This window comes from Enterobacter cloacae complex sp. P18RS (assembly GCF_014982105.1).
GTDB lineage: Bacteria > Pseudomonadota > Gammaproteobacteria > Enterobacterales > Enterobacteriaceae > Enterobacter > Enterobacter hormaechei_C.
In genome coordinates this window covers 78,581-91,903 of the sequence record NZ_JADCKV010000008.1, presented here as the reverse complement: position 1 = coordinate 91,903, position 13,323 = coordinate 78,581, and the positions used below count along the sequence as shown (strand labels likewise).

Here is a 13,323-nt window from a genome sequence, read left to right as displayed (position 1 = left end):
CCGTTTAGGTCACATTAAAAGTCGTCCCGGAGCGCGTAAAAAGGGCGACATAAAAAAACAGGATGAACACCATGTCCGATCGTATTTCGAGAGACGTGATTAATGCGCTTATTGCGGGTCACTTTGCCGACCCCTTTTCTGTGCTAGGGATGCACCGTACAGAGGCCGGACTGGAAGTTCGGGCGCTGTTACCGGATGCAACAGAAGTGTGGGTTATCGAACCCAAAACCGGCCGCAAGGTAGGTAATCTGGAATGCCTCGACTCGCGTGGCTTCTTCTCGGGCGTCATGCCCCGCCGTAAAAATCCTTTTCGTTATCAGCTTGCCGTTATCTGGCACGGTCAGCAAAATCTGATTGACGATCCCTATAGCTTCGGCCCGCTTTTAAAAGAGATGGACGCCTGGCTGCTGTCCGAAGGGACCCATTTACGCCCTTACGAAACGCTGGGTGCCCATGCGGATACCATGGACGGTATCACCGGCACGCGTTTTGCCGTATGGGCGCCAAACGCCCAGCGCGTCTCCGTCGTCGGGCAGTTCAACTACTGGGACGGTCGTCGTCACCCCATGCGCCTGCGCCGGGAAACCGGCATCTGGGAGCTGTTTATCCCCGGCGCGCACAACGGTCAGCTCTACAAATTCGAGATGATCGATGCCAACGGCAAGCTGCGCATTAAATCTGACCCGTACGCCTTTGAGGCAGAGCTACGCCCCAATACCGCCTCGCTGATTTGCGGCCTGCCGGAGAAGGTTGTCCAGAGTGAGGAGCGCAAGCAGGCCAACCGCTTTGATGCGCCAATCTCCGTCTATGAAGTGCATCTCGGCTCGTGGCGTCGCCACACCGATAACAACTTCTGGCTGAGCTATCGCGAGCTGGCGGACCAGCTGGTGCCGTACGCCAAATGGATGGGCTTTACCCATCTGGAGCTGCTGCCGATCAACGAACACCCATTTGACGGCAGCTGGGGCTATCAGCCAACCGGGCTGTATGCGCCCACGCGCCGCTTCGGCACGCGCGATGACTTCCGCTATTTCATCGATGCCGCGCACGCCGCCGGGCTGAACGTGATCCTCGACTGGGTGCCGGGCCACTTCCCGTCGGATGATTTTGCGCTGGCAGAGTTCGACGGCACAAAGCTGTACGAGCACAGCGACCCGCGCGAAGGCTATCACCAGGACTGGAACACGCTGATCTACAACTACGGTCGCCGTGAAGTATCGAACTACCTGGTCGGGAACGCGCTGTACTGGATCGAGCGCTTCGGCATTGATGCCCTGCGCGTGGATGCGGTGGCGTCGATGATCTACCGCGACTACAGCCGCAAAGAGGGGGAGTGGATCCCGAACGAGTATGGTGGCCGTGAAAACCTCGAAGCGATTGAGTTTCTGCGCAACACCAACCGCATTATCGGCGAGCAGGTGGAAGGCGCCGTGACCATGGCGGAAGAGTCCACCGACTTCCCGGGCGTTTCCCGTCCACCGGCAATGGGTGGTCTGGGCTTCTGGTACAAATGGAACCTCGGCTGGATGCACGACACGCTCGACTACATGAAGCTCGACCCGGTTTATCGTCAGTATCACCACGATAAGCTCACCTTCGGGTTGCTCTATAACTACACCGAAAACTTCATGCTGCCGCTGTCGCACGATGAAGTGGTGCACGGCAAGAAATCCATTCTCGACCGCATGCCGGGCGACCCATGGCAGAAGTTTGCCAACCTGCGCGCTTACTACGGCTGGCTGTTTGCTTTCCCGGGTAAAAAGCTGCTGTTTATGGGCAACGAGTTCGCTCAGGGCCGCGAATGGAACCACGATAGCAGCCTTGACTGGCATCTGCTGGAAGGTGCGGACAACTGGCACCACGGCGTACAGCGTCTGGTCCGTGACCTGAACCTGACTTATCGCCACCACAAAGCGCTGCACGAGCTGGACTTCGATCCGTACGGCTTTGAGTGGCTGGTGGTGGACGACCACGAGCGCTCGGTGTTTGTCTTTGTGCGCCGCGACAAGGCGGGTAACGAGATCATTGTCGCCAGCAACTTCACGCCGGTGCCGCGCGAACACTACCGCTTCGGCATTAACCAGCCGGGCAAATGGCGCGAAATTCTCAATACCGACTCCATGCACTACCACGGCAGCAACGCGGGTAACGGTGGCCTGGTGCAGAGCGATGCCATTGAAAGCCACGGCCGTCCGAACTCCCTGAGCCTGACGCTGCCGCCGCTTGGCACAATCTGGCTGGTGCGGGAGGGTGAATGACGCAGCTTACGGCAGGTAAACCCGAACCGCTCGGGGCGAGTTTTGACGGAAAGGGGGTGAACTTCACGCTCTTTTCCGCCCATGCGGAGCGGGTGGAACTCTGTGTGTTTGACGGGGAAGGTAACGAGCACCGTTACGATTTACCGGCGCGCACAGGGGATACCTGGCATGGCTACCTGGCCGGAGGACGGCCGGGGATGCACTACGGTTTTCGCGTACACGGCCCCTGGGAGCCCTCTCAGGGGCACTGGTTTAACCCGGCGAAGCTGCTGATTGACCCGTGCGCGCACCGCGTGGACGGTGAGTTTAAAGATGACTCGCTGTTCCACGTTGGCTACGGCGAACCTGACCACCGCGACAGCTCGCCCGTCGCGCCCAAAAGCGTGGTGGTGCACGATCTCTACGACTGGGAAGACGATGCCCCGCCGCGCACGCCGTGGGGCAACACCGTTATTTATGAAGCCCACGTTAAAGGGCTGACATATCTGCACCCGTCAATCCCTAAAGAGATGCGCGGCACCTACAAAGCGCTTGGGCATCCGACGATGGTCGCGTACCTGAAGCACTTAGGGATCACCGCGCTGGAGCTGTTGCCCGTGGCGCATTTCGCCAGCGAGCCGCGGCTACAGCGTCTTGGGTTAAGCAACTACTGGGGCTACAACCCGCTGGCGATGTTCGCCCTCGACCCGCGCTACGCGGTGCAGCCGGAGAAGGCACGGGATGAGTTTCGCGATGCGGTGAAGGCGCTTCACGCGGCGGGTATCGAGGTCATTCTGGACGTGGTGCTGAACCACAGTGCGGAAAGCGATCTTGACGGCCCGACGCTCTCACAGCGCGGAATCGATAACCGTAGCTATTATTGGATCAGGGACGACGGCGATTACGAGAACTGGACCGGGTGCGGTAACACCCTCAACCTCAGTCATCCGGCCGTTACGCATTACGCGTACGAGTGCCTGAAATACTGGGTTGAGACGTTCCACGTGGACGGTTTTCGCTTCGACCTGGCGCCGGTGATGGGGCGCACCCCGGCGTTCAGCCAGCAGGCGCCGCTGTTTGAGGCCATCAAAAACTGCCCGGTGCTCTCAAAGGTTAAGCTGATCGCGGAGCCCTGGGACATCGGAGAGGGCGGTTATCAGGTGGGGAATTTCCCGCCGCTGTTTGCCGAGTGGAACGACCACTTCCGCGATGCCATCCGCCGCTTCTGGCTGACGCGCGATCTGTCGCTGGGGGAGTTTGCCGGTCGCTTTGCTGGCTCCAGCGATCTCTTCAAGCGTGACGGCAAACGTCCGTCGGCCACCATTAACCTGCTGACGGCACACGACGGTTTTACGCTGCGCGACTGCGTTTGTTTCAATCAGAAACACAATGAGGCAAACGGCGAGGAGAATCGCGATGGGACTAACAATAACCATAGCTTCAACCATGGTATAGAAGGGTTAGGCGGAAGTCTGGATGTGATCGAGCGGCGACGCGCCAGCGTTCATGCGCTGCTGACGACGCTTTTGTTGTCGCAGGGCACGCCGATGCTGCTGGCGGGCGATGAGCACGGCCACAGCCAGCACGGCAACAACAACGCCTATTGCCAGGACAACACCCTGACCTGGCTCGACTGGGGAGAAGCGAATAGCGGGCTGACCCATTTCACCGCGGCGCTGATCCATCTTCGCCAGCGCATCCCCGCGCTCACCGCCGACCGCTGGTGGGAAGAGGGCGACGGAAACGTTCGCTGGCTGAATAAAGACGCGCAACCGTTAAGCGCGCAAGAGTGGCAACACGGCATACCCTGTCTGCAAATCCTGCTTTCGGATGCGTGGCTGGTGACGCTGAACGCGACGGATGACGTCGCAGAGATTGTTTTACCTGACGGGGAATGGCGAGCCATTCCTCCCTTTGCCGGAGCGGATAATCCGGTTGTTATGGCTGTCTGGCACGGGCCTGCGCACGGAGTGTGCGTATTCCAAAGATGATAAAAAAGGAGTTAGTCATGGTTAGATTAGAGAAGAACGATCCGTTAATGTTGGCGCGCCAGCTACCATTAAAAACAGTTGCCCTGATACTCGCGGGCGGGCGTGGTACCCGTCTGAAAGATTTGACCATCAAGCGCGCCAAACCGGCCGTTCACTTTGGTGGTAAGTTCCGTATTATCGATTTTGCACTTTCCAACTGCCTGAACTCAGGCATTCGCCGTATTGGCGTCATTACCCAGTATCAGTCGCACACGCTGGTGCAGCACATTCAGCGCGGCTGGTCATTCTTCAGCGAAGAGATGAACGAATTTGTCGATCTGCTCCCGGCGCAGCAGCGCGTTCACGGGGAGAACTGGTACCGCGGCACGGCGGATGCCGTGACCCAGAACCTCGACATCATTCGTCGCTACAGCGCGGAATACATCGTCATCCTCGCCGGGGACCACATCTACAAGCAAGATTACTCCCACATGCTGATCGACCACGTCGAAAAAGGGGCGCGCTGCACCGTGGCGTGTCTGCCGGTGCCTGTTGCGGAAGCAACCGCGTTTGGCGTGATGCATGTAGATGGCGATGACAAGATTATCGACTTTGTCGAAAAACCGGCGAACCCGCCAACCATGCCGGGCGACGACACCAAATCGCTCGCCAGCATGGGGATCTATGTCTTTGATGCCGATTATCTTTATGAACTGCTGGAAGAGGACGACAAAGACGAAAACTCCAGCCACGACTTCGGTAAAGACATCATCCCGAAAATCACCAAAGCTGGCATGGCGTATGCACATCCTTTCCCGCTGTCCTGCGTGCAGTCAGACCCGAATGCGGAACCTTACTGGCGCGACGTCGGTACGCTGGAAGCCTACTGGAAAGCCAACCTCGATCTGGCGTCCGTCACGCCTGAGCTGGATATGTACGACCAGAACTGGCCGATTCGCACGCATATGGAATCGTTGCCGCCGGCGAAGTTCGTTCAGGATCGCTCCGGCAGCCACGGCATGACGCTCAACTCGCTGGTCTCTGGCGGTTGCATTATCTCCGGTTCGGTGGTGGTGCAGTCCGTGCTGTTCCCGCGCGTGCGTATAAACTCATTCTGTAATATCGATTCGGCAGTTCTGCTGCCGGATGTCTGGGTAGGGCGCTCATGTCGTCTGCGTCGCTGCGTTATCGATCGTGCCTGCATCATTCCCGAAGGGATGGTGATTGGGGAAAACGCGGAAGAAGATGCGCGTCGTTTCTACCGTTCGGAAGAGGGGATCGTGTTAGTAACACGGGAAATGTTGCGGAAGCTGCAAATCAAACAGGAGCGATGATGCAGGTTTTACACGTATGTTCTGAGATGTTCCCGTTGTTAAAAACGGGCGGCCTGGCGGATGTTCTTGGTGCATTACCAGCGGCGCAAATCGCCGGAGGGGTGGATACCCGCGTGTTGTTGCCCGCTTTTCCGGATATCCGGCGCGGTATTCCCGATGCAAAGGTTGTTACCCGTCGCGAGACCTTCGCGGGACGTATCACCCTGCTGTTTGGACATTACAATGGCGTAGGGATTTACCTGATTGATGCCCCGCATTTATACGATCGACCCGGCAGCCCGTATCACGATACCAACCTGTACGCCTATACCGATAACGTGATGCGCTTTGCCCTGCTCGGCTGGGTGGGGGCGGAAATGGCTGTCGGACTGGATCCGTTCTGGCGTCCGAACGTGGTGCACGCGCATGACTGGCATGCGGGGCTGGCTCCTGCGTATCTGGCGGCGAAGGGGCACCCGGCCAAATCGGTGTTTACGGTGCACAACCTGGCGTATCAGGGCATGTATTACGCGCATCATATGAATGACATCGATCTGCCATGGTCGTTCTTTAACATGCACGGACTGGAGTTTAACGGACAGATTTCGTTCCTGAAGGCCGGTCTGTACTACGCCGACCACATCACGGCGGTCAGCCCAACCTACGCGCGGGAAATTACCCAGCCGGAGTTCGGTTACGGTATGGAAGGGCTACTGCAACAGCGCCACCGTGAAGGTCGCCTGTCGGGCATTCTGAACGGCGTGGATGAACAGATCTGGAATCCGGAAACGGACCTCCTGCTGGCGGCGCGCTATGGTCGCGACTCCGTGGAGGACAAAGCGGAGAACAAGCGCCAGCTACAGATTGCGATGGGGCTGAAGGTCAACGACAAGGTGCCGCTGTTTGCGGTGGTTAGCCGCCTGACCAGCCAGAAAGGGCTGGATCTGGTGCTGGAAGCGCTGCCGGGATTACTGGAGCAGGGCGGCCAGCTGGCGCTGCTCGGCGCGGGCGACCCGGTATTGCAGGAAGGTTTCCTTGCGGCCGCGGCGGAACATCCGGGGCAGGTGGGCGTGCAGATTGGCTATCACGAAGCGTTCTCGCACCGCATCATGGGCGGCGCGGACGTGATTCTGGTGCCGAGCCGCTTCGAGCCCTGCGGCCTGACGCAGCTCTATGGTCTGAAATACGGCACGTTGCCGCTGGTACGCCGCACGGGCGGGCTGGCGGATACGGTGTCTGACAGCTCCCTGGAAAACCTGGCGGACGGTATCGCCAGCGGGTTTGTTTTCGAGGACAGTAATGCCTGGTCGCTGCTTCGGGCGATCCGGCGTGCTTTCGTCTTGTGGTCCCGTCCATCCCTGTGGCGTTACGTACAACGTCAGGCGATGTCCATGGACTTTGGCTGGCACGTTGCGGCGCAGTCCTACCGCGACCTTTATCAACGCTTGATGTAACGAGGCGAAGTTACTGATATGAATGCTCCATTTAGCTACTCTTCCCCCACGCTCAGCGTTGAGGCGTTGAAACACTCCATCGCCTATAAGCTGATGTTTACCATTGGGAAAGATCCCGTTATTGCCAACAAACATGAGTGGCTGAACGCCACGCTGTTTGCGGTGCGTGACCGTATGGTCGAACGCTGGCTGCGCTCCAACCGCGCCCAGCTTTCGCAGGAGACGCGACAGGTGTATTACCTGTCGATGGAGTTTCTGATTGGTCGCACCCTCTCCAATGCGCTGTTATCGCTCGGGATTTATGACGACGTCAAAAACGCACTGGAAGAGATGGGGCTGGATTTAGAAGAGCTGATTGACGAAGAGAACGACCCGGGGCTGGGTAACGGTGGTCTCGGGCGTCTTGCCGCCTGTTTCCTCGATTCACTGGCGACGCTGGCGCTGCCGGGGCGCGGCTACGGTATTCGCTACGACTACGGTATGTTCAAGCAGAATATCGTGGATGGTCGTCAGAAAGAGTCTCCAGACTACTGGCTGGAGTATGGTAACCCGTGGGAGTTCAAGCGCCACAACACGCGCTACAAGGTGCGTTTTGGCGGGCGTATTCAGCAGGAAGGGAAAAAATCCCGCTGGGTGGAAACCGAGGAGATCCTCGCCGTGGCCTATGACCAGATCATCCCCGGCTACGACACCGATGCGACCAATACGCTGCGCCTGTGGAACGCGCAGGCCAGTAGCGAGATCAACCTGGGTAAATTCAACCAGGGTGACTACTTCGCGGCGGTGGAAGATAAAAACCACTCCGAGAATGTGTCACGCGTCCTGTATCCGGATGACTCGACCTACTCAGGCCGCGAGCTGCGCCTGCGTCAGGAGTATTTCCTCGTCTCGGCAACGATTCAGGATATCCTTAGCCGTCACTATCAGCTGCACAAAACCTATGCGAATCTGGCGGAAAAAACCGCCATTCACCTCAACGATACCCATCCGGTGCTGTCGATCCCTGAGCTGATGCGCCTGCTGATTGACGAGCATAAGTTCAGCTGGGATGACGCGTTTGAAGTAACCTGCCAGGTGTTCTCGTACACCAACCATACGCTGATGAGTGAAGCGCTGGAGACGTGGCCGGTGGATATGCTCGGCAAAATTCTGCCGCGCCATCTGCAAATCATCTTCGAGATCAACGACTACTTCCTCAAGACCTTGCAGGAGCAGTACCCGAACGATACCGGTCTGCTGAGCCGCGCCTCGATCATTGATGAATCCAACGGGCGTCGCGTACGCATGGCCTGGCTGGCGGTGGTGATCAGCCACAAGGTGAACGGCGTGTCAGAGCTGCACTCGAACCTGATGGTGCAGTCGCTGTTTGCGGACTTCGCGAAGATCTTCCCGACGCGTTTCTGCAACGTGACCAACGGCGTCACCCCGCGCCGCTGGCTGGCGCTGGCGAACCAGCCGCTCTCCGATGTTCTGGATGAGAACATTGGCCGCACCTGGCGCACCGATTTGAGCCAGCTGAGCGAGCTGGAGCAGCACATTGATTTCCCGACGGTGAATAAAGCGGTACGGGAAGCCAAGCTGCTGAACAAGAAGCGTCTGGCGGTCTGGCTGGCGATGCATCTGAACGTGGTGGCGAACCCGAAAGCGCTGTTCGACGTGCAAATCAAACGTATCCACGAGTACAAGCGTCAGCTGATGAATGTCCTGCACGTTATTACCCACTACAACCGCATTAAGGCTGACCCGACGGCGGAGTGGGTGCCGCGCGTGAAAATCTTTGCCGGTAAGGCGGCGTCCGCGTACTACATGGCGAAGCACATCATTCATCTCATCAACGATGTGGCGAAGGTGGTGAACCACGATCCGGACATTGGCGATAAGCTGAAGGTCGTGTTTATCCCGAACTACAGCGTAAGCCTGGCGCAGCTGATTATTCCGGCGGCGGATCTCTCTGAGCAGATTTCCACGGCGGGGACGGAAGCATCCGGCACCAGTAACATGAAGTTTGCCCTGAACGGCGCGCTGACTATCGGCACGCTGGACGGCGCAAATGTCGAAATGCTGGAGCATGTGGGCGCGGAGAATATCTTTATTTTCGGGAATACGGCGGAAGAGGTGGAGGCGCTGCGCAAGCAGGGCTACTCGCCGCGTGAGTATTATGAAGAGGATGAAGAGTTACGCCAGGTGCTGACGCAAATCGCCACCGGCGTGTTTAACCCTGAGGAGCCCGGACGCTATCGCGATCTGGTGGACTCGCTGATTAACTTTGGCGATCACTATCAGGTGCTGGCGGATTACCGCAGCTACGTGGATTGTCAGGATAAGGTGGACGAACTGTACCGTCAGCAGGAGAAGTGGACCAGCGCCGCGATGCATAACATCGCCAACATGGGATACTTCTCGTCGGACAGGACCATCAAAGAGTATGCCGAGAATATCTGGCATATTGATCCGGTGCGGTTGTAAAAAAAAAAGCCCGGTGGCGCTGCGCTTACCGGGCCTACGGGATCGAGTAGGCCGGGTAAGGCGGAGCCGCCACCCGGCTTTTTTTCAATTACGACGCCAACGACAATTCACGCTTTCCCGCATGCTGTTGCAACCATTGCGCCACGCGAGACTGCTGCTCGGCATTCAGCCACATCCCTTCTTTAGTACGACGCCAGATAGCATCGTCCAGACGGCGCACCCACTCGTGTTCCACCAGGTAGCGCAGTTCCGCTTCGTACAGCTCATGGCCAAAATGCTCGCCCAGATCGGCAATCTCTTTCGCCTCGCCGAGGAACAGTTCGGTGTTGCTGCCGTAGGTGCGGGCATAGTGGCGCGCCATTCCTTCGGTAATGAACGGGAAGCGGCGACGCAGCTTCGCGGCGTAATCGTCGCGGTTATCGCCGATATCGCCGCCAGGCAGCACGGCGCCTTTCGTCCACGCCGGGCCGATGCCTTTGTAATACGGCGCCAGTTTCTCCAGCGCGTGCTCCGCCAGTTTACGGTAGGTGGTGAGCTTACCGCCAAATACCGACAGCAGGGGCGCCTGACCGTCCACGTCATGAATATCAAGCGTATAGTCACGGGTGATGGCCTGCGGTGAGTCAGACTCGTCATCACACAGCGGACGCACGCCGGAGTAGGTCCAGACCACGTCATCGCGCGCCAGCTGTTTCTTAAAGTGCGCGTTGTACACTTTCAACAGATAGCTGACTTCACTCTCGTCGATCTCAACGTTTTTCGGATCGCCTTTGTACTCTACGTCGGTGGTGCCGATGATGGAGAACTCGTCCATCCACGGGATCACAAACACAATGCGCTTGTCTTCATTTTGCAGGATATAAGCCTGTTTCTGGGTATGCACGCGCGGCACCACAATGTGGCTGCCCTTGATCAGGCGGATGCCGTACGGAGAAGGCAGGTGCATACCGTCATCGAAGAACTGTTTTACCCACGGGCCGGTAGCGTTCACCAGGCCGCGCGCTTTCCAGCTGAACTTCTCGCCGGTATCCACGTCTTCCGCTTCCACAATCCACAGGCCGTTTTCGCGGCGTGCGGCGGTCGCGCGGGTACGGGTTTTCACCTCGCCGCCTTTCTTCTCGACCATCTGCGCGTTAGCCAGCACCAGACGCGCATCGTCCACCCAGCAGTCGGAATATTCGAAACCGCGCACGATTTCAGGCTTAAGGACCGACTCTGAGCCAAAACGCAAACCAGTCGAACCCGGCAGGCTGGTGCGTTTACCCAGATGATCGTACATAAACAGACCAATGCGGATCATCCACGCCGGACGCAGATGCGGGCGATGAGGCAGACGGAAACGCATCGGGATCGCCAGATGCGGAGCCATTTTCAGCAGTACTTCGCGTTCAGCCAGCGCTTCGCTGACCAGGCGAAATTCGTAGTGTTCCAGGTAGCGCAGGCCACCGTGGATCAGCTTGGAGCTGGCGGACGACGTCGCACAGGCGAGATCGTTAGCTTCCAGCATCAGCACGGATAAACCGCGTCCTGCGGCATCAACCGCAATACCGGCACCGTTGATGCCACCGCCTATCACAATCAGATCTTTGGTTTCCATAACACCCTCATGCACTTTCGTTAAAGCTCAAAAATGTTCGATATCGCTCATAATAGCAAAGGAACGCGCTTTTGGTAACATCAAAAAAACAATTTAGAGTGATATGGATAACATAATGGCGTTTACCCGCCGCCAGGACGTACACTACGGGGTAAAATAGTGCGGTCTGATGCCCTCACCCCAGCCCTCTCCCACGGGGAGAGGGTGATCCGTTTCCCTCTCCCTCCGGGAGAGGGTAGGGTGAGGGGAAAACCGCACCACACCTGAATATAAGATGAGAACACCATGGATCAGTTTGAATGTATTAACGTAGAAGAAGCCCATCAGAAGATGCACCAGGGACAAGCGGTGCTGGTGGATATCCGCGATCCGCAGAGCTTTGCGATGGGCCACACGCCGGGCGCGTTCCATCTCACCAACGACACGCTGGGCGCGTTTATGCGCGATAACGACTTCGATACCCCGGTGATGGTGATGTGCTATCACGGCAACAGTAGTAAAGGCGCGGCGCAGTATCTGCTCCAGCAGGGTTACGACGCGGTGTACAGCGTCGATGGCGGCTTCGATGCCTGGCATCGTCATTTCCCGGCAGAAGTTGAATACGCGTTTGAGCGCTGATCCCGCTATACTGTCCCCTTTTGTGTGGAAATAAGCGACCGCTGCCCATGTTGATGATCACTTCTTTTAGCAACCCGCGCGTCGCCCAGGCGTTTGTCGACTATATGGCGACGCAGGGCATTATCCTGACTATTCAGCAGCATACACAGACGGATGTCTGGCTGGCAGACGAAAGCCAGGCCGGCCGCGTGAATGACGAGCTGGCGCGTTTTCTGGAAAACCCGGGCGACCCGCGTTATCTGGCGGCAAGCTGGCAATCCGGCCAGACCGGCAGTGGCCTGCACTATCAACGTTTTCCGTTTCTCGCCACCCTCCGCGAGCGCGCAGGGCCGTTTACGCTGCTTTTGATGGCAGCCTGCATCATCGTCTTCATTATTATGAGCGTGGTGGGCGACCAGAGCGTGATGATTGCCCTCGCATGGCCGTACGATCCCTCCCTGCAATTTGACGTCTGGCGCTACTTCACGCATGCGCTGATGCACTTCTCGGTGATGCATATCCTCTTTAACCTGCTGTGGTGGTGGTATCTCGGCGGGGCGGTGGAGAAGCGGCTCGGCAGCGGCAAGCTGATTGTGATCACCCTTATCAGCGCCCTGTTAAGCGGCTACGTGCAGCACAAATTCAGCGGTCCATGGTTTGGCGGGTTATCCGGCGTGGTGTACGCCCTGATGGGTTACGCCTGGCTCAGAGGCGAGCGCGACCCGGATAGCGGCATCTATTTACAACGTGGATTAATAACCTTTGCGTTAATATGGCTTATTGCCGGATGGTTTGATCTGTTTGGTATGTCTATCGCCAATGGTGCGCACGTTACCGGCCTGGCGGTTGGGCTGGCGATGGCGCTGGCCGATACGCTCCATGCGCGAAAACGAACATAATACCCAGGGATATTTCATGAAACAAACACAACGTCATGACGCCATTATCGAACTGGTAAAAAAACAGGGATACGTCAGTACTGAAGAGCTGGTGGAGCAGTTTGCCGTCAGCCCGCAAACCATCCGTCGTGACCTCAACGACCTGGCCGATCAGAACCGTATTCTGCGTCACCACGGCGGCGCCGCGCTGCCGTCCAGCTCGGTGAACACCTCATGGCATGACCGTAAGGCGACGCAAACGGCAGAGAAAGAGCGTATCGCCCGTAAAGTGGCGAGCCAGATCCCGAACGGCGCGACGCTGTTTATTGATATCGGCACCACGCCGGAAGCGGTCGCCCATGCGCTGCTGAACCACGAGAACCTGCGCGTGGTGACCAACAACCTGAACGTGGCCAACACGTTGATGCAGAAAGACGATTTCCGCATCATCCTCGCGGGCGGCGAACTGCGCAGCCGCGACGGGGGCATTATCGGCGAAGCGACGCTCGATTTTATCTCTCAGTTCCGCCTCGACTTCGGCATTCTGGGGATCAGCGGCATCGACAGCGACGGCTCGCTGCTGGAGTTTGATTACCACGAGGTGCGCACCAAGCGCGCGATCATTGAAAACTCACGTCACGTGATGCTGGTGGTGGACCACTCCAAATTTGGCCGTAACGCGATGGTCAACATGGGCAGCATCAGCATGGTGGATGCGGTTTACACCGACGTAATGCCGCCGGCGGGCGTGATGCAGGTAATTAAGGATAACAATTTGCAGCTGGAATTGTGCTAGCGGTTGTGTCGGATG

The 13,323-nt window shown here is 57.8% G+C and carries 9 protein-coding genes; 8 read left to right on the top strand and 1 reads right to left on the bottom strand.

All coding sequences use genetic code 11. From position 1 onward, the window contains the following. The first annotated feature begins 71 nt into the window (after positions 1 to 71). The 5 genes from glgB to glgP are packed head-to-tail and all read left to right on the top strand — an operon-like array spanning position 72 to position 9,440. Entirely contained in the window at positions 72 to 2,258 is a 2,187-nt protein-coding gene (gene glgB / locus INF61_RS05985) for a 1,4-alpha-glucan branching enzyme (protein WP_023304556.1), read from the top strand. After that, positions 2,255 to 4,228, top strand: a complete 1,974-nt coding sequence (gene glgX / locus INF61_RS05980) for a glycogen debranching protein GlgX (RefSeq protein WP_165743503.1) — start codon at positions 2,255 to 2,257, stop codon at positions 4,226 to 4,228. The genes glgB and glgX overlap by 4 nt, the downstream gene beginning before the upstream one ends. A 17-nt stretch (positions 4,229 to 4,245) precedes the next feature. Beyond that, the gene (gene glgC, locus INF61_RS05975) at positions 4,246 to 5,541 is read left to right on the top strand and encodes a glucose-1-phosphate adenylyltransferase (protein ID WP_017384139.1); all 1,296 of its coding nucleotides are present in this window, start codon (positions 4,246 to 4,248) and stop codon (positions 5,539 to 5,541) included. Beyond that, positions 5,541 to 6,974: a glycogen synthase GlgA gene (gene glgA, locus INF61_RS05970; protein ID WP_017384140.1), complete on the top strand. Its 1,434-nt coding sequence runs from the start codon at positions 5,541 to 5,543 to the stop codon at positions 6,972 to 6,974. The genes glgC and glgA overlap by 1 nt, the downstream gene beginning before the upstream one ends. An 18-nt stretch (positions 6,975 to 6,992) precedes the next feature. Beyond that, positions 6,993 to 9,440, top strand: coding sequence for a glycogen phosphorylase (glgP, locus tag INF61_RS05965; protein WP_032103634.1), 2,448 nt, complete (start codon positions 6,993 to 6,995; stop codon positions 9,438 to 9,440). An 88-nt stretch (positions 9,441 to 9,528) separates the two neighbouring features. Here the strand turns inward: glgP and glpD are convergent, their stop codons facing one another. After that, positions 9,529 to 11,037: a glycerol-3-phosphate dehydrogenase gene (gene glpD, locus INF61_RS05960; protein WP_015571453.1), complete on the bottom strand. Its 1,509-nt coding sequence runs from the start codon at positions 11,035 to 11,037 to the stop codon at positions 9,529 to 9,531. Between the two features lie 285 nt (positions 11,038 to 11,322). On the opposite strand from glpD, the gene glpE reads away from it, so the two are divergent. From glpE to INF61_RS05945, 3 genes are read left to right on the top strand one after another with little or no spacing between them, the layout of a single operon-like run. Further along, positions 11,323 to 11,655: a thiosulfate sulfurtransferase GlpE gene (gene glpE / locus INF61_RS05955; RefSeq protein ID WP_015571452.1), complete on the top strand. Its 333-nt coding sequence runs from the start codon at positions 11,323 to 11,325 to the stop codon at positions 11,653 to 11,655. Positions 11,656 to 11,702: 47 nt separating this feature from the next. After that, entirely contained in the window at positions 11,703 to 12,533 is an 831-nt protein-coding gene (glpG, locus tag INF61_RS05950) for a rhomboid family intramembrane serine protease GlpG (RefSeq protein ID WP_015571451.1), read from the top strand. A 16-nt stretch (positions 12,534 to 12,549) separates the two neighbouring features. Further along, positions 12,550 to 13,308, top strand: coding sequence for a DeoR/GlpR family transcriptional regulator (locus INF61_RS05945; RefSeq protein WP_017384141.1), 759 nt, complete (start codon positions 12,550 to 12,552; stop codon positions 13,306 to 13,308). Positions 13,309 to 13,323 lie beyond the last annotated feature (15 nt).